The organism is Arthrobacter oryzae (assembly GCF_031454875.1).
GTDB lineage: Bacteria > Actinomycetota > Actinomycetes > Actinomycetales > Micrococcaceae > Arthrobacter > Arthrobacter oryzae_D.
Window position 1 is genome coordinate 111,075 of sequence record NZ_JAVDRQ010000005.1, and the last position, 20,094, is coordinate 131,168.

The window sequence follows — 20,094 nt, forward strand, 5'->3', positions numbered from 1 at the left end:
CGGCGGCCAGCTGTGGATTGACCCTCCGCCCGGAGGGGCCTAGATTTGCGGCATGCGGTGGGATGCCCTGTTTGATGACATGGAGGCGCAGCTGGCGTCGGCGGACCGGCTGGAGCTCGAGGCGGAGATCGCTGAGCGCTCCCGGGCGGACGTCGCCGGGGTGGAATTGGCAGACAGGCTACGCGGGTCCCGGGGGCTCAGGGTCGGAGTCCATCTGGTGTCCGGGTCATTTTTCGACGGAACACTGACCCATGTCGGTGCAGAGAGCCTGGTCCTCAGCGATCCGTATCATCAGGTGCTGATTCCCTATGCTGCGGCCTCCCGTTATCAAGGGCTGGGTAGGGTCGCCCTGGCGGAGCCGTCATCCGTCAGGCGGAAACTTGGCCTCGCCAGCGCACTGCGTGGCTTGGCGCGGGACAGGGCCAACCTCTCAGTGTTCCTGATCGGCGCTGGCCAAGCGGTGGCGGGGCTGAGCGGCGTCATCGACCGCGTGGGGCGGGACTATTTCGATCTGGCCTTGACCCGGCCCGGGGAACCCCGCCGGGCGCGCAACGTGAGCGAAGTGGCCACGGTGCCATTCTGCGCGCTGGCTGCGTTAAAGTCCTTGCGCGGCGCCGAGCTCTGAAGCCGGACGTGCCTGTGACTCAGACGGACCTGGACTTCGTTTCCTGGATCATGCGCTCCGCCTCCGCGTAGCGCTCTTCGATGTATTGCTCCAGCATTTTTTCTTCCACACGCCATTGCCCGCGGCCGCCGACCTGGATGGCCTTGAGCTCGCCGCTTCGGACCAGTGCATAGGCTGCCGGGGAATTGATCTGCAACTGTTCGGCTACGTCTGCGAGGGTTAGGAATCGGGGCATGCTTCTATTTTGCCACCAGTGGCGTCAAGTGATGCGGTTATCCACAGTTTGGCGCTGTTTGGTGGTTTGACTTTCGATCCCGCTGTTTTGCCGTAACAATGAGGGAGTCCGGCGCGTGAACCGGTCCGGTCAGCACCGATGGGGGGAGCAGTACGGATGAGTGCTAGCACAACGGCCGCAGGGGTTCGGCTGAAGAAGCCGTCTTGGAAGGATCCCCGGCTCTTGCTCGGTTTCCTGCTGGTCCTGGCTTCGGTAGCGGGTGTGGTGTCCCTGGTTGGTGCTGCCGACCAAACCACGGAAGTGTACGCGGCGAAAGGGCCAATTGCCGTTGGGGAGAAGGTGACCGCCGAGAATGTCAGCCGGGTGAAGGTTAGGCTCGGCGACGTGGAATCGCACTATGTCACAGCCGAGGTAGGACTGCCCGAGGGCATGGTTGCTGTGCAGCGCATTGGCCCGGACCAGCTGGTCCCTAGGGCAAGCCTCGGCAGGCCCGATGCGCTTAACCGCAAGCCGGTAGCAATCACCATAGACGAGGCCCTGCCGGAACAGGCCGCCGCCGGTTCGCGCGTGGACGTCTGGGTCGCCCTCCCGGACTCCCGCAACGGATTCAGCGAACCGAAGCTGCTCCTTCCCGGTGCGGAAATTGCTGAAGTGACGCCAGGATCAACCACGTTGGGCTCGTCCCGGTCCACTGTTGTACTTGTGCTCGTCACGGACGAGCAGATGCCGAAGCTGCTGGGCGCCCAAGCGAACAAGGCCAGGATTTCCGTCGTCTGGAACCCCGGCGGTGGCACGCAATGAGCATTCCGGTAGTCACGGTCGGACAGTCGCGGGAAGACCTGGTCGGCGGTCTGGAAAGACTGCACGGACCTGTCACCGTGGTCAGGAGGTGCTCGGAACTGACGGAGTTGCTGGCCGCCTGCCAGAGCGGCCTTGCCCGGGCGGCTGTCGTCGCAGAAGGCAGTGATGAGCTGACTGCATCGCTGGTGGATCGGCTTGCCGCCGTCGGCGTGGTAATTGTCGCGCTGACCGACAGCGCATCGGAAACCGCGAGGCTATTGTCGATCGGTGTCACTGCAGCGCCGGCAGGCGTGGATTCAGCGGCGCTGGCCGGGAGGATTTCGGGCGCGGTGGAGCAGTGGTCACGCCCCAAACCCTTTCAGGCGGGGGATAGCGGATATGCGGATACAGGCTCGGCCATCCGAACCCAGCCTGGCGCAGAAGACAACGTGCCGGCGGAGCCGTCCGGCGCCGGAAAGCTCATCGCGGTCTGGGGTCCGGCAGGATCTCCCGGCCGGACTCTCGTGGCGGCGAATATGGCAGGTGAGCTGGCCGCAGCCGGTCACTCGGTGGTCCTGATCGATGCCGACAGCTATGGGGCGAGTGTGGCGGGGCTGCTGGGACTCCTGGATGAGTCTGCAGGGCTGGCGCAGGCCTGCAGGTTGGCTGACCTGGGCCAATTGGACGCCGGCGCCCTGCTGAAGGTTGCCACCCCTGTTGCCCTCAAATCCGGGACGCTCCGGATCCTGACCGGGATTACGCGTGCTGACCGCTGGACCGAGTTGCGCGCGTCCGCCCTTGGGGTGGTGTTTGCGAAAGCCCGGGAGACTGCTGACTACGTCGTCGTGGATACGGGATTCTGCCTGGAGGCGGACGAGGAACTCAGTTTCGACACCATGGCTCCGCGCAGGAACGCCGCAACCCTACGGAGCCTGGAACTTGCAGACACCGTGTATGCCGTCGGGTCGGCTGACTCCATAGGGGTGCCGCGGCTGGTCCGTGGCCTGTCCGAGCTTGAGGCGGCCGTCCCGCAGGCAGCTCCACGGGTGATCCTGAACAAGGTGCGTGCCTCGGCGGCAGGAAGGTCGCCGGAACGCCAACTCAGGGACGCCTGGGAAAGGTACGGACCATCGGCGGCCATCGCCGGCTTCCTGCCTTCGGACAGTGCGGCCACGGACTCGGCACTGTTGTCGGGGTCCCTCTTGCTGGAAGCTGCACCGCACTCAGGGCTCCGGCTGGCGATCGCAGAATTGGTTTGTGCACCCGTCCAGCGAAATCATCGATCCTCTGTCTTATCTTCCACAGCGAGGCGATGGCTTAAGGGCTAGGCTCGCCATAAGGGCTGCAAAGAGGCAGCTACGAACTTGTGATGGAGGCGTTTGTCGATGTCGTCTGGGTCCAGCGTGGAGGATCAGTCCGTTATTTTCGGAGCCGGGGAGGGGTACCTCGGAGACTACTACGAGCACCTCGCGGAGGAGGACGCCCGGGCTTATTCGCCTGACGTTTTGGCCGCCCGCGCCGAAACTCACCGCGAAGTGGCCGCTGTCCGTGTTCCGGGCACGGCAAACATCAAGATCGTGGACGAAGCTGACCGAAGCGTCGTGTACATCGTCACGGACGATATGCCCTTCCTGGTGGACTCAGTCAACGCCGAGCTCGTTCGTCAGAACTCCGCAATCCATCTTGTCCTCCACCCGCTGTTTGTCGTGACACGCAACCGGGAGACCGCGCAACTGACAAAAGTGGACCGGGTTCCGTCCAGCATCGGCATTTCCAGCGGCGACACCGCCGCCATGCCCAGCCTTTCGCACCTGATTGCCCAAGGTGACAACGCCTCCCACATGGAGTCCTGGATCGCGGTAGAGATCGGCCTTGCCAGCGAGGAAATGCACGGGCAGCTGATTGAAGGCATCGAACGTGTGCTCGGGGACGTGCGGGCAGCTGTCGAAGACTGGCCCAAGATGCGCAACAAGGCGTTGCAGATCGCCAAGGACCTGGACAACGTGGCCAATCCTTCGCAGATTGAGGAGCTGCGCCAGGCCCAGGACCTCCTTCGGTGGCTCGACGAGGGCAACTTCACCTTCCTCGGCTACCGCGAATACGATCTGGTGAACGAGTCCGGGGAGGATGTCCTGGAACTCCGGGAGGAAAGCGGCCTCGGCCTCCTGCGCAGCGGTGCGGATGGACATCACGTCCAGCACCTGACCCTTGCAGGCCGCAAGAAGGCACGTGAAAAGCGTGCGCTGGTCATCACCAAAGCCAACTCCCGCTCCACCGTGCACCGGCCGGCCTACCTCGATTACATCGGCGTCAAGAGCTTCGATGCCGCCGGAAATGTCAACGGCGAGCAGCGCTTCATCGGCCTGTTCGCAACCAGTGCCTATGCCGGTTCCGTCCGCAACATCCCGATCGTCCGCGAGAAGGTCGAAGCAGTCCTGCGTAAAGCCGGATTCCCGCCGCACTCCCACTCGGGGAAGGACCTGCTGGGTATCCTCGAAACGTACCCCCGCGATGAGCTGTTCCAGATCGAGGTTTCAGACCTCGCTGCGACGGCAACCGGGATCCAGCGGTTGCAGGAACGGCGCCGCACCCGGCTGTTCCTGAGGCCTGACATCTACGGCCGGTTCATGTCCGCACTCGTGTATCTTCCCCGTGACCGTTACACAACGAACGTCCGACTCCGCATCGAGCAGGAGCTGCGCGAAACCTTCCACGCTGTTTCCATCGATTACGAAGCCAGGATGACCGAATCCGCACTGGCCCGACTCTTCTTCCGCATCCGGCTGCCCAAGGATGCCGACATCAGCGACGTCAATGCCGAAGAGCTGGAGAAACGGCTTGTCCGGGCTGCGCGGTCGTGGAGCGAGGGCATCACGGAAGTCCTGCGCGCTTCCGCCGCGGACGATGAGAGCAAGATGTTGGCTACGGCGTGGGCGGAGGCCTTTCCGGCCAGTTACCGCGTCGACTACGAGGTGGAAGATGCCCTGACGGACATAGCCCGTTTCGAGAAGTACGGGGCAGCCGCCGAGCGCGCGGAGGGGGCCAAGCAGGAACGGCCGGGAGTGCACGTTTACCTTCCGGAGGGGGCGGGAGCTACGCTCGAAGAGGACGCACGCGTCAAGCTGTACATGCTTGAGCCCAAGAGCCTCAGCCAAATCCTGCCGTACTTCCACAACCTTGGTCTTGAAGTCCTGGATGAACGTCCCTTCGAAATCGAAACCGCGGACAAGCGGGACTATTTCCTCTACGACCTGGGGCTGAAGTATCCCGCGGGCGTTGCCCCCCTCGCGACCGGTCAACTGCTGGCGGAAGCGTTTGGCGCTGCCGTATCAGGCGCCGTGGAGTCTGACAGTTTTGACCGGCTGGTCCTGCGTGAGGGCATGCACTGGAGCCAGGTCGTGGTCCTCCGCGCCTATGCCAAATACATGCGCCAGATGGGCAACACGAATTCGTTTGGGTTCATCGCCGACACCCTGCTCGGCAATCCCGACGTGACGCGCGCCCTCAGCGCCCTGTTTGCGGCCCGCTTTGACCCCTCCCTCGGGGACGACGTCCGGGCAGAGCGGCAGGCAGCTGTCCGTGCGGAGCTGGCAGCCGCCATCGAACAGGTTGCCACTCTGGACGCCGACCGCGTACTGCGGACCTTCGCGAACCTCATCGAAGCCACGTTGCGGACCAACTTCTATCAGCAGAAGCCGTACCTCAGCTTCAAACTCAATCCGGCCGCCATAAACGGCCTTCCGTTCCCCCGGCCGATGTTTGAAATCTGGGTCTACTCGCCCCGGGTGGAGGGCGTGCACCTGCGCTTTGGCAAGGTGGCGCGTGGCGGGCTGCGCTGGTCCGACCGGCGCGAGGACTTCCGGACTGAAATCCTGGGCCTTGTAAAAGCACAGACAGTGAAGAACGCTGTTATTGTGCCCACCGGAGCCAAGGGCGGTTTCTTCGCCAAGCAGCTTCCGGACCCTGCCGCCGACCGTGCGGCCTGGATGGCGGAAGGCGTGGAGAGCTACAAGACGTTCATCCGCGGCCTGCTGGACCTCACGGACAACCTGATCACCACTCCCGAAGGGGAAGCCGTCGTTCCGCCGGGCAACGTCGTCCGCCACGACGACAACGACTCCTACCTCGTGGTCGCTGCTGACAAGGGAACGGCAACTTTCTCTGACATCGCCAACGGCCTGTCGGAGGAGTACGGGTTCTGGCTGGGCGACGCCTTCGCCTCCGGCGGCTCGGTGGGCTACGACCACAAGGCCATGGGAATTACCGCCCGGGGCGCGTGGGAATCGGTTAAGCGGCACTTCAGCGAACTGGATCTCGACACGCAGTCGGAGCCGTTTTCCGTGGTGGGCGTGGGCGACATGTCCGGCGACGTCTTTGGCAACGGCATGTTGCTTTCCAAGCACATCCGGCTGCTCGCGGCCTTCGACCACCGCCACATCTTCCTGGATCCGAACCCCGATGAGGCCGTGTCCTACGCAGAGCGTGAACGGCTCTTTAAACTGCCCCGATCGTCTTGGGACGACTACGACAAGTCCCTAATCAGCGAAGGCGGCGGCGTCTATGGGCGGCAGGCAAAGTCCATTCCTGTTTCCGACCAGGTGCGGGCGGCCCTGGGACTGCCGGACGGCACGTCCGAGCTGAGCCCGCCGGAGCTCCTGCGCGCGATTCTGCTGGCACCGGCAGACCTGCTCTACAACGGCGGTATCGGAACATACGTCAAGGCAAGCACCGAAACGCACGCGGAGGTAGGGGACAAGGCGAACGACGCAATCCGCGTTGACGGCCGCGACCTCCGCGTCAAGGTGGTCGGCGAAGGCGGAAACCTCGGCATGACCCAGCGTGGACGCATCGAGGCCGCACTTCAGGGAGTCATCCTGAACACGGACGCCATCGACAATTCGGCCGGTGTCGACTGCTCGGACCATGAAGTCAACATCAAGATCTTTGTCGATCGGATGGTAGCCGCCGGCAAGCTCGACTCCGCTGAGCGGGCTGACTTCCTGGCATCCATGACTGATGAAGTCGGGCGGCTCGTCCTGGAAGACAATATTGACCAGAACATCCTCCTGCTGAACGACCGTATCCGTGTTGCCGAGTGGAGTCCCAGCTACGAGCGGCTCATGGACTGGCTGGAGAAATCCGCAGACCTCAAGCGTGAACTGGAAGCACTGCCAACGACGGCGACGCTCCGGGAACGCCTGGAACAGGGGCAGGGGCTTACTTCGCCGGAGCTCTCGGTGTTGGCGGCCTACGCAAAGATAGAACTCGCGACGGCACTGCGCGAGAGCGACCTCGCGGATGATCCGTGGTTCAGGCAGACTCTGCGGTCCTACTTCCCCAAGCAGCTTCGGGAGAGGTTCGACGCCGAGCTTGACACCCATCCGCTGCGACGCGAGATCATCGCTACCGTCGTGGCCAACGACATGATCAACCTCGGCGGCATCACCTTTGCGTTCCGCACCATCGAAGAAACCTCAGCCAACGAAGCCGCGGTGGCCAAGGCCTTCGTTGCCCTCCGCGAAATCTACGAGCTGGACGTCATGGTGGGTGAGCTCAACGAACTGCCTGCGTCCTTCCCGACGGAGCACTGGAGCACTGTCCACCTGGACATCCGGCGGCTCCTGGACCGTGCGGTCCGGTGGGTGCTCAGCCAAGGCAGCGGCTCCCGGCCGATCGCCGAGATCGTGGGCGAATTCAAACCGCTGATGGATCCGATGCGTGCCCGTCTGCTTGACTACCTCCGCGGAGATGACCGCACCCGCGTTGCGTCATGGCTCGAAAAGGCCCGGAGCTGGGAACTTCCGGAGGATCTGGCCCATCGCTGGGCCGAACTGTTCGAAAGCTTCGTTCTGCTGGACATCGCCAAGATCGCCCATACCAACGCCGAGCCGGTGGAAAGTATCGCGCACGTTTACTACACGATATTCGACCGCTTCCATGCGGATTCCCTCCTGGAACGGATTACGAAGCTTCCGAGGCGGGACCGCTGGCAGGCGCTGGCGCGCGCTGCCCTGCGTGATGACCTCTACTCCACCATTTCGGACATTACGACGTCGGTCCTTGAGTCGACGCCGTCCGGCAACCCCGCGGAGGACCGTGTCCGGGACTGGGAGGGCTTGAACGCCGAGCAGCTTGGACGTGCCAAGAGCATGTTTGATGAGGTCAACTCGCTCGAAGCGGACGATATGGCGTCACTGTCGGTAGCATTGAGGCTCTTGAGGTCAATCGTCCGACGCTAGGGATCCTGTCCCAAGCGTCGAATCTGGAGGTGTAGTGGCAATCTTTACGGACCCCATCAGGGAACACGCTGATTTTGGGCCGGGGGATGCCGAGTGGCTGCACCTCCTGGTGGGCGACTGGCAGATGGTCGCCGACCTTGCCTTCGCTGACCTTGCCCTGTGGTTTCCGCATCCTGAGTTTGGATACGTGGCGCTGGCCCACGTCCGCCCCTCCACCACGCATACGGTGTTCCACGCCGACTTCGTGGGGGAGGGGATCAGGTCGGACCTGCAACCGCTCGTGGACAAGGCCTGGGGAAGCCGAACCATTGAGCGGTCCAGCGAAACCAACTGGAGCAGCGATATGGCCCTCCGGGTTGAGGCTGTCCCCATGGTCAGGAACGGCCGGACGCTGGCCGTTGTGACCACGCACATGGATCTGTCCAGCTCACGGATGCCTTCCCGGCTGGAACTGACATACCGCCAATGCGCCTACGATCTGCTCCGGATGGGGACCCTCGGCCTGTGGCCTGACTTCGCGTCGCCCACCGGGTCCCGCCGGGGTGCTCCGCGTGTGGGCGACGGCCTCATCCGGCTTGATGCCGACGGCATCGTGCAGTACGCCAGTCCCAACGGCGTGTCCGCATTCCGGCGCCTGGGCGACGGTGAATCCCTCGAAGGCAGGTCGCTTGCCGAAGTCACAGCGGGACTCCTGCGGGACCGTCGCATGGTGGACGAAACGCTGCCGCTTGTGGTGACCGGCCGGATGCCGTGGCGCAGCGAAATCGAATCCCGCGGCGTTAGCCTGTCCCTCCGGGCCATCCCGCTGCGCGACGAACAGCAGCGGTTCGGGGCTTTGGTGCTCTGCCGCGACGTTTCCGAGCTTCGGCGCCGTGAAATGGAGCTCGTGACCAAGGACGCCACCATTCGGGAAATCCATCACCGGGTGAAGAACAACTTGCAGACAGTTGCTGCGCTGCTGCGGATGCAGTCCCGCCGGATGGTCAGCGATGAGGCCAAACAAGGGCTCGAGCAGGCCATGCGACGGGTCGCAACGATTGCCCTTGTCCACGAGACCCTCTCCCAGGGACTCACGCAAAGCGTCGACTTCGATGAACTGATCGGGCGCCAGTTCCGGCTGTCGGCCGAAGTCGCCTCGCCGTCCCAACAGGTCAAGACCGCCAGGTCCGGACTGTTCGGGGAGCTGCCCAGCGATTTCGCCACCCCGCTGGCCCTGGTGATCAACGAACTTGTGACGAACGCCGTCGAACACGGTCTGGAAGGCAGGACCGGAACTGTCTGGCTTCTGGCCGACCGCTCCGAGGGCGACGACGGTGACGAACTGCTGACTGTAACTGTGGCTGATGACGGTGTCGGTCTGCCGGAAACACCTCACGTGGAGGGCCTGGGACTGCAGATCGTCCGGACGCTTGTGACCAGTGAACTCGGCGGAAGCATCCAGTGGAAGCCCCGCGATGGCGGCGGAACCGCCGTGCAAATTGTCCTGAACCTGCAGAATCGGTAGGCAGGAGCTCCAACTGCTTAAATACGGAGCGGCCCCGGACTGTAGAGTCCGGGGCGCTCCTTTTTGTGTAGCTATCTAAAGCAGAATGTGTCCGGTCAGGAGGCGCGACGTGCGCGTGCAGCGCGGCGCTTGAGGGCCCTGCGCTCGTCCTCGCTCATGCCGCCCCAAACGCCGGCATCCTGTCCTGATTCGAGGGCCCACTGGAGGCAGGTGTCCACCACCGGGCAACGGCGGCACACACTTTTGGCTTCCTCGATCTGCAGGAGAGCAGGTCCCGTATTTCCTACTGGGAAGAACAGCTCCGGGTCCTTTTCGAGGCACGCTGCGCGGTTACGCCAATCCATGCTGATCAGTCACTCCATTCCTGGGAACTCGTTGAAAGCCACTTGTGAAAATATTCACTAGAGGCTACATAAGAAAGGGACCCTGCCGGGTCCCCTTGGTCATCTGAATTAAGCGTGTCATGTTAACGCTGTGTAAACAAGGGGTAATCGTCTAAGAAGTGCCTCTTAGGCGTGAGCGATACGTCACATAGGTCGCCAGCGCCCTCCCCGCTAGTCGACTATGTCCGGTAGGGTGCCAGTGTGTCAAGACCCCCAGAGAACCCCTCCGACCCCACTCCAGAGCCCAACGGGGCAGGGTCCGCGGACGGTTTGGATGCTTCCCTCGGCGCTGATTCCCGGGGTGTCCCGGCGGTGCGGCCACGGACAGTCAGCGTGCTGAGCCTGATCGTCGCAGTTGAAGCGACGGCGCTTCTTGTGGCCGCGGGCTGGTATGCCCTCCAACTGGCGACTGGTGCGCCAGTGCTGTCTTTTTGGGGCGCCGTGTTTACGCTGGCGCTCCTCCTTTCCTTTTCCGCCTGGCTGTTTGCCGTGGCCTACTTTCTCTTCCGTGGATTCCGGTGGCCCCGTGCAGGGGCGCTGGTGGCCCAGTTGTTTGTGCTGACGATCGGATTTCCGACACTCACGGGCGGTTACCTGGTGGCGGGCCTTGCCATGCTGGTTCCGGCCGCTGTCGCGTTGATCCTGTTGTTCAACAAGAGCGTGATCAGCTTTGCTTCGCGTGCCGGTGGGGCGCCGCCTGCCCTTTGACGCCGCCGTCCGCTGCCGCTGCCAGTTGTACCGGCATGGCCCGGCCATCGGAAATGACGACTGCCCTCCCGGGCGGCGGGCTGGGATCCACGTCAAAACGAATACCGAAGAAATCGCCGTCCATGAGATTCCGAGGTGCGATCAGGATTCCGGTCCCATGCCCGCGGGCGTGGGCCGCCAAGGGCACCCGCTGAACGAGGGTCGGACTGAACCCGGCGGTAAGCAGTACCGTCCACCCCAGTCCATGAAGGTGTACAAGTTGCCGGGTGGCCTCCGGCGTCAGTATGTCCGCATCATCCACCAAAAGGACCGCGTCCTTGCTGAGTGTGCCGGCTTCGGCCCGCAGCAGGAGGCGTGCCCAATAATTGTCGGGGCCGGCTTCCATTCCCGGGGAGAGCCACTCGGAGACTTGCGGGTTCAGCTGGGGAATGGCCGCAATTAGCGAGCTTTTTCCGGAGCCTGGACCGCCAAGAACCGCCAGGACACTTGCCGGCGGTAGCCGGATAGTTGCCGGAAGAAGTTCGTCACCGCCGATGCCGACGATGATCCTGCGGTGTTTGGTTCCGCCACCTCCGGCAGGACCTGCGTCCACAGGGGACGCTGCTCGGCGGGCAGTGTGTGCCTGGACATCGGACACACTCAGGCAGGTGGGGAGGGCTTCAACCCTGAATGGACGGGTTGCCAGCTCGGTCACGGCAGCTGTCCGCGCCGTTGACGCGCCGGATCCTGCATAAAACTGGGCCACCAGGCCCGGGCCTCCGGTGAGCGGGCCGAACACCACCGCCCGTCCTCGGATACGAGCCACGTCCGGGATCCGCGGCCATGCGAGACGGCTCTCTTCAGTGGAGCCGGTTGGGAAGAATGCACGATTCGGAACTGCTGCGAAGTAGCGCGCGGTCACAACTTCCCGGTCCCCGGAGATGAGCACCGTGACACCAGCCCTGGCGCCATCCCGGACGATATCGTGGGCCAGGTCTTCGGCCCACGCCAGAGGGCCGGCCCTGAACGCGGAAAGCCACGAACCCCAGCCGGTCAGAACCAGGACAAGCGGCGTAGCCCTTTCTTCTTCTGCCGGGCGACTGAGACGCTTCGTCAGTTCCATGGCAATCCGTTCAAGGATGCGAACGGCCCGCCGCAGTTCATGCGGGCCAACCAGGGCGCCCACCCGAGGCTCGGTGCTTACGGCGCTGAACGTATTGGCGGCATCGAGGATATAGAGGTGCGACTCCTCGACGTGTTGGATCAGCTGCTGAACGGCCAGGACCACTGCGTCGTCGGCACCGCTGCCGGTTCCGCCAATCAGTGCCAGGTGGCCATGGCCTGAGGGCTGCCACGTCAGGTGGGAGATGCGTTGCCGGTCGGGCTCGTCCACCAGGCCGAGCCGAACGGACCAGACGCAGGGAGAGGGGCCACCCGTTCCCGCTCCTAATGGTTCGGGTTCGGGGTTAGGCACTGTCGGGTCATCGTCGGGCCGCGGGCTCCCAGGATCGGAAAGCACTCGGGGCAACGGGACAGCCACAGGGCGGTGTGGGGCGGTGCCGCCCATGCCGTTCCAAATCTCCACGATGGATTCAATAATGGGGGCCGCAGCCTGCGACGGAGACGGGTGCGGCCCGCGGTCCGTTTGCCCGTCAGGTCCTCCTGCAATGTCAGTCAGTGGCTCAGCGGCGAGACGAACCCTGACACCGGATACGGTGGGCTCAGCTGCGGCCCCCACCAGAGACGCCGCCTGGAACTCGACGGGATCTTCCGTCCCGCGGGCGAGAAAGGCGCGACCGGGATTGGCCACCGCAATGCTGGCGGCGATCCGTGAATTGATGATGTCGACCGATTCCATCTCAGACTGGACCCGCAGCGCAATGCTGGTGGTGACGTTCGCACGAATGTCCGCAGTGAGGGCGCCCTGGGGCCGCTGCGTGGCCATGATCAGATGTATCCCCAGCGACCGTCCGATGGCTGCGATCCGCATCAGTTCGGTGAGCGCTTCGGGAGCGTCTTCGACGAGCATGCGGAACTCGTCGATAACGAGGACCAGGTGGGGGAGCGGACCGGTTGCCTCCCCCGCCGCCCTATAGCCCGCCAGGTCCGGAGCGTGGACGGCGGACAGCAATTCCTCCCGGCGCCTGACTTCGGCGCGAAGCGAGACCAGCGAGCGGTCCAGCTCATCCCGGGTGAGGTCCGTAAGCATACCCACGCAATGGGGCAGGCCGGTCAGGGGTCCCAGGCCCGATCCGCCCTTGAAATCGATAAAGAGCAGGTTGACCCGATCCGGCGGATAGCTTAGCGCCAGCCCGGCCGCAAGGCTTCGGAGGAGTTCGGATTTTCCGGAACCCGTGGTTCCCGCCACCAGCAGATGCGGACCGTCGGACTCAAGGTCAAGCAGGCGAGGCCCTTGGGCTGCCATTCCGATGGGCACGGCCAGTCCGGGCACGCAGCGGCCGCCCAACCAACGGGCCGCCGTGTCCGCCGCTGACGCCGGAAGGACATCGGCCAGTGCACAGGTCAGCGGCACACCTTGGTTGCTGCCCGGGCTGGACCCGGTTGCCGGCGCCGCATCCCGGCAGTACCGGTCAAACACCCGCTCAGGAACAAGGTCAGGAAGGAAGTCTTTCGTTGAGCCGGCCTCGGTGAGCCGGGCGACATTTCCACCAAGTTCGATGACTGTGGACGCGTCCGTGGAGCTGTCCCGGGTGCAGTCAAGAACCTGCCATCCACGGCTGACGGCGGCCGCAGACATGCCGGAAATTCCGTCGGCGCCCTCGACGCCGTCGATCAGTATCAGCACGGCCGTTTCCCGACCCCTGTCGATGCCGCGTTCCAGCAGTTCCATCGTCGTCCGTAGGTTCGACGACAGCGAAACCTGGGTGAGGTACCGGGCGGTCAGCGGCAGGGACTCGGGCCGGCCATGCAGCAGGATCCGTGTCCGTGCCGAATCCCGGTAGCTGGTGAGCTGCATAAGAATGAACCGGACAAGGCCGGCGATGTCCTGCCGGGGCCCTCGTACAAAGGTTAGGTCTGAAAGCTGCAGGATGAACGGCAGGCGCCCGGCAGCCGGTGCCTCGAAGTCCGGATCGGCGGGATCGAGGCGTATGTTGGCCTGCTGTTCCGCGATTCCAAGGCGCAGCCCAAGGGGGTCCGGTGCGTCCCCTCCTCCGGGCCGAAGGCTGGGTTCCGCCCTCAGGGCGAGCGCGGCGGCGGACGGCGCGGACCGGCGTCGTCGTTCCCTGTCTTCTTCCACGGCGGCGGCCACCGCTGTCTTCAGGCGGCGCCGCTGCCGGCGGCCGGTCAGTAGGGGAACGAGCACGGAAACAGCAGAAACCGCTGTGAAGGCCAGGAACATCCACATTCCGGTGATCACTGCAAGGCCTACGCCGATGAGCAGCGGCAGTGCCGCTGTGAGGAAGAGGACACCCCGGTTGCCGGCCTCGGCCCTGTGCGGGACCCTCAAGGGTTCGGAGACGCCGGATCCGGCAGCATCCCGCTCCGGAAGCTGTCCTGCCGGCGGATTGCCATAAAAGATGGACAGCGTTGAACCGCCACAACTGATCAGCGAATTGGTCGAAACCGCAGAGTGGTCAACGCGCTTCCCGTCCACGACGGTTCCGTTGGCGCTGCCGAGGTCCGTGATGGTGATCGCGGTGTCTGTCACCTCGAGCCGGGCATGCTCACGGGAGAGGGCAGCGTCCGGAAGGGCGATTTCAGTGCCGCTCCGGCCGATCCGGTAGGTGCCGCGCCGCAGCGGCAGTACGGTTCCGGCGGCGGGTCCGCTGTGCACGGCGATCATCAAGCCGGTATCCGTGGCGTCCCCGGTTGCCGTCGACCGATCTCCTGCTCCATCGGCGATGACCGCCCCGGTAACAAACGGAGGAACTCCGACTGCGAGGCCGGACAAGGGCAGCCCCTTTACGGTCAGTTCCCTGGTGCCGAATTGCTCCGAAATGGCTTGCTGCACGATGAGACCGGCCGTTCCCTGCCCGGCCTCGATAGTGAGTTCGAGCGGCGGTCCGGGGCTGCCGGCGTCGGGTCCGCGGACCAGCGTGCAGTGGAGCGTCATCGGTTACTTTCCCTGGGGAAGGAGACGGTTTCCGTCCAAGCTACCGGCGGGCACTACCCTTGGGCATCGCACTCACCCAGCTATGTGGATAAGCCCGGCCCGTGCCGGGGATTCACTGGCGGCGGTACAGCCTCGGGTAGGCTAGAGCAGCAGCCAATGCACAACATTGGGCTGCCCGCATTCGAATCAGGAGATTTTGTGACCGCTGACCTCGTCATCGTAGGGTCGGGCTTTTTCGGCCTGACAATTGCAGAACAGGCCGCCACTGAGCTGGGCTTGAAGGTCGTTGTCCTCGACCGGCGCCACCACATCGGCGGCAATGCCTACAGCGAAAAGGAAGAGCAGACCGGCATCGAGGTGCACCGGTACGGCGCCCACTTGTTCCACACGTCCAATGAGCGCGTCTGGGAATATGTCAACCGATTCACGACGTTCACGAACTACGTGCACAAGGTGTACGGCGTCCACAAGGGCGAGGTGTACTCCCTGCCGATCAACCTGGCCACGATCAACCAGTTCTTCCGGGCCAACCTGACTCCGGGGGAGGCGCAGGCGCTTATCAAGGAGCAGGCCGGCGAGCTCGCGGGCACTGATCCCCAGAATTTGAACGACAAGGGCATCCAGCTGATCGGCCGCCCCCTGTACGAGGCGTTCATCAAGCACTACACCGGCAAGCAGTGGCAGACGGATCCCAAGGACCTGCCCGCAGGCATCATTTCCCGGCTGCCGGTGCGCTACAACTACGACAACCGCTACTTCAACGACAAGTACGAGGGGCTGCCGACCAACGGCTACACCGCGTGGATCGAGAAGATGGCAGAGAACCCGAACATCGAGGTCCGGCTCAACACCGACTTCTTCGATGAATCGCACGAGTACAGCAAGAACAAGGTTGTCGGCAACATCCCGGTGATTTACACGGGGCCGGTGGACCGGTACTTCGACTTCTCGGAAGGCGATCTCTCCTGGCGGACCATCGACTTCGAAGAGGAAATTCTCGACGTCGGCGATTTCCAGGGAACTTCAGTCGTGAACTACAACGACGACGACGTCCCTTTCACGCGAATTATCGAACCGCGCCACTTCCACCCGGAGCGCAACTACCAGACTGAGCAGACTGTCATCATGCGTGAGTTCTCGCGGGCGGCCGTGAAGGGCGACGAACCCTACTACCCGATCAACACCGCCGCCGACCGCGAACGCCTGCTCAAGTACCGCGATCTCGCGGCTGCGGAAAAGGATGTCCTGTTCGGCGGCCGGCTCGGAACTTATAAGTACCTCGATATGCACATGGCGATCGGTTCAGCCCTGACCATGTTTGACAACCAGATCCGGCCGCATTTCGAGAGTGGCGCGCAGCTTGAAAGCGGAGGAGTAGACGCATGAGCGCTGAGCTGTTGGCTGCTCCCGACAAGGGCGGCGGCCTCATCGACGTGCTCCGGCGCCGTGAACTGCTCCGGCTTATTGTGCGCAAGGAACTCAAGGTCCGCTACCGCAGCTCGGTGCTGGGCCTGCTCTGGAGTTACGTAAAGCCGGGCGTGCAGTTCATCGTCTTCTATTTCGCCCTTGGCGTTTTCCTTGGCCTGAACAAGCAGCCCAACTTCGTGATTTACATGTTCTCTGGCATCATCCTGGTGAACTTCTTCTCAGAAGCCTTCAGTAACGCAACACGGTCCATTGTTGCCAATGGAGCCCTGGTCAAAAAGATCTTCCTTCCTCGTGAGCTCTTTCCGGTGGCGTCCGTGTGGGTGGCGATGGTCCACTTCCTGCCCCAGTTCCTGATCCTCCTCACGGCCTGCTTCTTCTTTGGGTGGACCCCGAGTATCGTGCAGATCCTGGGTGCCATCGGCGCGTTCATCATTGTCGCCATGCTGTCCCTTGGCCTCGGCCTGCTGTTTGCTGCCGCAAATGTGATGTTCCGGGACTCCGAAAATATCGTTGACCTGATGCTCATGATGGCCACCTGGCTCTCGCCCGTTCTTTATGCGTGGTACCTGGTCCGGGACACATTGGGGGAGACGTTCTACTTCTTCTACCAGCTCAATCCGATGACCATTGCGGTCGAACTGTTCCACTTCGCATTCTGGGCCCCGACGGGGGCCGTGCGGGGTGCTGCCGAAGGCGCCAGAATGCCGGAGAACCTCATTTCGCTCTGGTTGCCGGTCGGGCTGCTGATTTCATTGGTGCTCCTCGCAGTTGGACAGACCGTGTTCCGTCGCCTTGAGGGCAGATTTGCGCAGGAGTTGTGATGGCTGCAGAAGCAATCATTGTTGATAAAGTATCGAAACGTTTTAACCTCCGGCACACGCGGTCCCTGAAGGAGACCGTGGTGTGGCTGTTCAAGGGGCGCCGCGGAGATCTTTCCTCCACGTTCATGGCACTGGATGGCGTGGATGTAACTGTTGGGGTCGGGGAGTCGGTTGCGCTGCTCGGTTTTAACGGGTCGGGTAAATCGACCCTCCTCAAACTCATTTCGGGCGTCATGAGCACAGACTCCGGAAGTGTCAGGACCCGGGGCAAGGTTGCAGGCCTCATCGAGGTGGGTGCCGGTTTCCACCCCGACCTGACTGGCCGCGAGAACGTGTTCCTCAACGGAGTGCTCCTCGGCATGACCGAGAAGGAGACAGAAGCGCGTTTTGACGAAATCGTCGAGTTCTCCGAGATCGGAAAATTCATCGACACTGAGGTCAAGTTCTACTCATCCGGAATGTTCCTGCGCCTGGCGTTTTCTGTCGCTGTGCACACCAACCCGGACGTTTTCCTGATCGACGAAATCCTCTCGGTGGGCGACGAGCCCTTCCAGAAGAAATGCCTGGCACGCATCCAGGAACTTCGGGAGTCGGGCTGCACGCTCGTAGTCGTCAGCCACGACCTCGATATGGTGAGCAAAGTCTGTGACAGGGGCGTTGTGCTGCGGCAGGGCAAGAAAGTTGCAGACGGGCCGATCGGGGAAGCAGTCCGCCTTCTCCGGGAAAGCTGATACGAAGCTGACACACATGAACACGATTGCAGTAGGGAGTGCAGATGAGTAGGGCCCGTAAGCTCTTCGAAGTTGTAGACGACGGCGGTTCAGGGCTGGAAGGCGGAGAGGCGCGACTCTCCGATCGGGAAATCGGCCTGCTTGTTGGCGGGTTGAACTACCACTCACTGATCCAGCCCGGCCGTGAATTCAAGGTCATCGTCCTCCGTGCACCGGACGGCGAGTTTCCCCGGCTGACCGGTTACGCCTGCCACCGGCACGAGTGGGAGCCGAACCGGACGGTGGTTTGCACGGTGAGTATCAAAAGCACGGTTCCGGCACCGGTGCCCGCCGATTCGGCCTTGGTTCCCCTGGTGATCGATTTAGGCGGGGAACGCGCTGAAGGGGGAGCAACGTTTTACGACCGGCCGGGCCGGAAAGCCAAGCTGTTGCGTCGTGCCCGCTTTGGAGCGCCGATCGCCTTCGACGCCCTCCGCCAGGGACTGACCGACTACTACGAAAAGCGTCTCACCCCCAACCGCAGGCCGCACCGGATGGCCCCGATCGAATCCGCTGCGCCGCTGCGCAGCCCGTCCGAAAACGGCGAACCGGCCATCATCTTCGGGCTGCATTGGCTGGAAATGGGCGGGGCGGAACGTTGGGCCATTGAAACCATCGCGCTGGCCCGCGATGCCGGCTTCCTGCCCATTGTGCTGACCGACCGGGAATCGGCGCACCCGTGGATTGTCCGCCCCGAACTTGATGGTGCGCTGGTCCTCCCGGTGAACCTTCCCATTTCGGACGAGGAAGAATCCGACCTGCTGCTGGCACTGCTGACAAAGTTCTCCGTTAAGGGCATTCACGTCCACCACAACGGATGGCTTTACCACCGGCTCCCGTGGTTTAAGGCCATGGACCCAACCATCCGGACGGTCGACTCACTGCACGTCATCGAATGGCGTACCGGCGGCTTCGTCGAATTGGCCGTCAAGCTGTCCAACGCCATTGACATGCACCATGTCATTTCGCCCCAGCTGAGGGACTACATGGTCCTGCAACGCGACGTTCCGAAGGAACGGGTCTCCCTCGCCCCGCTGTACGGTCTGAGCGAAGTGGAGACGGCCCCAAAGGCCGAGAAGGATCCCGGGCGTCCGTTTACGGTGTCCTTCGTCGGGCGCCTGAGCCAGCAGAAGCGCCCGTACCTCTTCCTTCGCTACGCGGCTCAGCTCAGGCGCTCCACCGAACAGGACGTCCGGTTTATCCTGCACGGATCAGGCGCGCTGGCTGAAGAGACCTCGCGGCTCATCGCGAAATACGGTCTTTCGGACTGCCTTGAGCGGCGTGAGCCCCCGCGCTCCGTGGATGACACCCTCGCTGACTCGGACCTGTTGGTGATTTCCTCGGATAACGAGGGACTCACCCTCACGACGTTTGAGGCGACAGCCCAGGACGTGGCGGTACTTTCGACAGATGTCGGCTCCCAGGCCTCCCTGGTGTCCGACAAAGCCCTGGTACCGAGGCAACCCCTCGCTTTCATCCGGGATGCAGTCGAGCGCACCAAGGCGATCATGGCTTCGGAAGAGTTGCGCAAACAGATCGTCGAAGAACAAAGGCAGAAAATCGCCGCTCTGAAGGAACTCCCGGAAGCGCGGGAATGGACCACAGGACTTTACGAAGGATGGAAAGCATGACCGACCAGGTCGCAGCCGTAGTCGTTACCTACAACCGTGTTGACAAGCTCGGAAGGGTGCTCGACTCGATCCTCGCCCAGAGCCGGCCCGTGGACCGGCTGATTGTCATCGACAATGCCAGCACGGACTCAACACCTCAGCTGCTGGCTGTCTACGACGACGATCCCCGCGTGGAAATTGTTCGCCTGGATTCCAACACGGGCGGTGCCGGCGGTTTTTCAGCAGGTATGGAACGTGCCTACGAGCGCGGCGCCGACTGGGTATGGATCATGGACGATGACTGCTACACCGAGGAAACGGCCCTTGAGAAGCTTCTGTCCGGCCACGCCGAAGCGGAACAGGAACTCGGGCGCAACGTTCCGTACAGCTGCTCGCTGGTCCGCTACACGGACGGCTCCATCTGCGAGATGAACAACGCAGGCGCCACCTGGGACTGGGGGCGTCTGATCGCACAGGGGCAGCGTGCGGTGCTGATCACCAACTGCTCGTTTGTTTCGGTGCTGATTCCCCGCCGGTCCATCGCCAAGTACGGCCTGCCCCTGGTGGAGTACTTCATCTGGTTCGACGACATGGAATACACGCTCCGGATCAGCGCTGACGGACCCGGCGTCCAGATTCTCGACAGCCTTGTGACCCATGACATGCCGACGAACCGCGGCGTGAACTTCGGTGACCTGAACCCCGCCAATGCCTGGAAGTTCCTCTACGGAGCGCGCAACGAGTCCTCGTACCGCTGGCACCACGATGACAAACTTGCCTGGCTGCAGTTTGTGGTCACCACATATGCCTGGATGGTCAAGGGCGGCGTCGGGCGTCGCCTCCAGCTTCGGGTTGCAAAACAGATCCTTGCCGGGATCAAGTTCGATCCGAAGCCGAAAATGGCCCGCAGCGTCCGCTGAACCGTCTGACGGCACAT

General features: G+C 63.1%; 14 protein-coding genes. 11 read left to right on the forward strand and 3 right to left on the reverse strand.

Annotated features, from left to right (window positions below):
- Positions 1-52: 52 nt before the first annotated feature.
- Positions 53-625, forward strand: coding sequence for a hypothetical protein (locus tag J2805_RS10515; RefSeq protein ID WP_309975861.1), 573 nt, complete (start codon positions 53-55; stop codon positions 623-625).
- 19 nt (positions 626-644) lie between these two features.
- Here J2805_RS10515 and J2805_RS10520 read toward each other — a convergent pair whose 3' ends face one another.
- On the reverse strand, positions 645-860 hold the full coding sequence (locus tag J2805_RS10520; protein ID WP_309975862.1) for a helix-turn-helix domain-containing protein: 216 nt from the start codon (positions 858-860) through the stop codon (positions 645-647).
- A 156-nt stretch (positions 861-1,016) separates the two neighbouring features.
- Here J2805_RS10520 and J2805_RS10525 point away from each other — a divergent pair, with 156 nt between their 5' ends.
- From J2805_RS10525 to J2805_RS10540, 4 genes are read left to right on the forward strand one after another with little or no spacing between them, the layout of a single operon-like run.
- On the forward strand, positions 1,017-1,661 hold the full coding sequence (locus J2805_RS10525; RefSeq protein ID WP_309975863.1) for an SAF domain-containing protein: 645 nt from the start codon (positions 1,017-1,019) through the stop codon (positions 1,659-1,661).
- Entirely contained in the window at positions 1,658-2,968 is a 1,311-nt protein-coding gene (locus tag J2805_RS10530) for an AAA family ATPase (protein WP_309975864.1), read from the forward strand. The genes J2805_RS10525 and J2805_RS10530 overlap by 4 nt, the downstream gene beginning before the upstream one ends.
- Before the next feature lie 57 nt (positions 2,969-3,025).
- On the forward strand, positions 3,026-7,879 hold the full coding sequence (locus J2805_RS10535) for an NAD-glutamate dehydrogenase (RefSeq protein ID WP_309975865.1): 4,854 nt from the start codon (positions 3,026-3,028) through the stop codon (positions 7,877-7,879).
- 34 nt (positions 7,880-7,913) lie between these two features.
- Positions 7,914-9,383 (forward strand): sensor histidine kinase, encoded by a 1,470-nt coding sequence (locus J2805_RS10540; RefSeq protein ID WP_309975866.1) that lies wholly within the window; start codon positions 7,914-7,916, stop codon positions 9,381-9,383.
- A 95-nt stretch (positions 9,384-9,478) separates the two neighbouring features.
- Here J2805_RS10540 and J2805_RS10545 read toward each other — a convergent pair whose 3' ends face one another.
- Positions 9,479-9,727 (reverse strand): WhiB family transcriptional regulator, encoded by a 249-nt coding sequence (locus J2805_RS10545; RefSeq protein ID WP_015937605.1) that lies wholly within the window; start codon positions 9,725-9,727, stop codon positions 9,479-9,481.
- A gap of 375 nt (positions 9,728-10,102) precedes the next feature.
- Here J2805_RS10545 and J2805_RS10550 point away from each other — a divergent pair, with 375 nt between their 5' ends.
- Positions 10,103-10,474, forward strand: coding sequence for a hypothetical protein (locus J2805_RS10550; protein WP_396134315.1), 372 nt, complete (start codon positions 10,103-10,105; stop codon positions 10,472-10,474).
- Here J2805_RS10550 and J2805_RS10555 read toward each other — a convergent pair.
- Positions 10,431-14,528: an FtsK/SpoIIIE domain-containing protein gene (locus tag J2805_RS10555; RefSeq protein WP_309975868.1), complete on the reverse strand. Its 4,098-nt coding sequence runs from the start codon at positions 14,526-14,528 to the stop codon at positions 10,431-10,433. The genes J2805_RS10550 and J2805_RS10555 overlap by 44 nt on opposite strands.
- Positions 14,529-14,726: 198 nt before the next feature.
- On the opposite strand from J2805_RS10555, the gene glf reads away from it, so the two are divergent.
- Genes glf through J2805_RS10580 form a run of 5 tightly spaced genes read left to right on the forward strand, consistent with a single transcriptional unit; the run spans position 14,727 to position 20,077 of the window.
- Positions 14,727-15,914 carry a UDP-galactopyranose mutase gene (gene glf, locus J2805_RS10560; RefSeq protein ID WP_309975869.1) on the forward strand — a complete coding sequence of 396 codons (1,188 nt, stop codon included), beginning with the start codon at positions 14,727-14,729 and terminating at the stop codon, positions 15,912-15,914.
- Positions 15,911-16,777, forward strand: a complete 867-nt coding sequence (locus J2805_RS10565; RefSeq protein WP_309975870.1) for an ABC transporter permease — start codon at positions 15,911-15,913, stop codon at positions 16,775-16,777. Before glf ends, J2805_RS10565 begins: the two co-directional genes overlap by 4 nt.
- Positions 16,777-17,508 (forward strand): ABC transporter ATP-binding protein, encoded by a 732-nt coding sequence (locus tag J2805_RS10570; protein WP_309975871.1) that lies wholly within the window; start codon positions 16,777-16,779, stop codon positions 17,506-17,508. Before J2805_RS10565 ends, J2805_RS10570 begins: the two co-directional genes overlap by 1 nt.
- Before the next feature lie 44 nt (positions 17,509-17,552).
- Positions 17,553-19,178 carry a glycosyltransferase gene (locus J2805_RS10575; RefSeq protein ID WP_309975873.1) on the forward strand — a complete coding sequence of 542 codons (1,626 nt, stop codon included), beginning with the start codon at positions 17,553-17,555 and terminating at the stop codon, positions 19,176-19,178.
- Positions 19,175-20,077 (forward strand): glycosyltransferase family 2 protein, encoded by a 903-nt coding sequence (locus tag J2805_RS10580; protein WP_309975874.1) that lies wholly within the window; start codon positions 19,175-19,177, stop codon positions 20,075-20,077. Before J2805_RS10575 ends, J2805_RS10580 begins: the two co-directional genes overlap by 4 nt.
- Positions 20,078-20,094 lie beyond the last annotated feature (17 nt).

Bases quoted from the DNA above. Each gene is read 5' to 3' on its own strand.
- J2805_RS10515 (WP_309975861.1), top strand. From the start codon at position 53: ATGCGGTGGGATGCCCTGTTTGATGACATGGAGGCGCAGCTGGCGTCG.
- J2805_RS10520 (WP_309975862.1), bottom strand. From the start codon at position 860: ATGCCCCGATTCCTAACCCTCGCAGACGTAGCCGAACAGTTGCAGATC.
- J2805_RS10525 (WP_309975863.1), top strand. From the start codon at position 1,017: ATGAGTGCTAGCACAACGGCCGCAGGGGTTCGGCTGAAGAAGCCGTCT.
- J2805_RS10530 (WP_309975864.1), top strand. From the start codon at position 1,658: ATGAGCATTCCGGTAGTCACGGTCGGACAGTCGCGGGAAGACCTGGTC.
- J2805_RS10535 (WP_309975865.1), top strand. From the start codon at position 3,026: ATGTCGTCTGGGTCCAGCGTGGAGGATCAGTCCGTTATTTTCGGAGCC.
- J2805_RS10545 (WP_015937605.1), bottom strand. From the start codon at position 9,727: ATGGATTGGCGTAACCGCGCAGCGTGCCTCGAAAAGGACCCGGAGCTG.
- J2805_RS10555 (WP_309975868.1), bottom strand. From the start codon at position 14,528: ATGACGCTCCACTGCACGCTGGTCCGCGGACCCGACGCCGGCAGCCCC.
- J2805_RS10565 (WP_309975870.1), top strand. From the start codon at position 15,911: ATGAGCGCTGAGCTGTTGGCTGCTCCCGACAAGGGCGGCGGCCTCATC.
- J2805_RS10570 (WP_309975871.1), top strand. From the start codon at position 16,777: ATGGCTGCAGAAGCAATCATTGTTGATAAAGTATCGAAACGTTTTAAC.
- J2805_RS10575 (WP_309975873.1), top strand. From the start codon at position 17,553: ATGAGTAGGGCCCGTAAGCTCTTCGAAGTTGTAGACGACGGCGGTTCA.
- J2805_RS10580 (WP_309975874.1), top strand. From the start codon at position 19,175: ATGACCGACCAGGTCGCAGCCGTAGTCGTTACCTACAACCGTGTTGAC.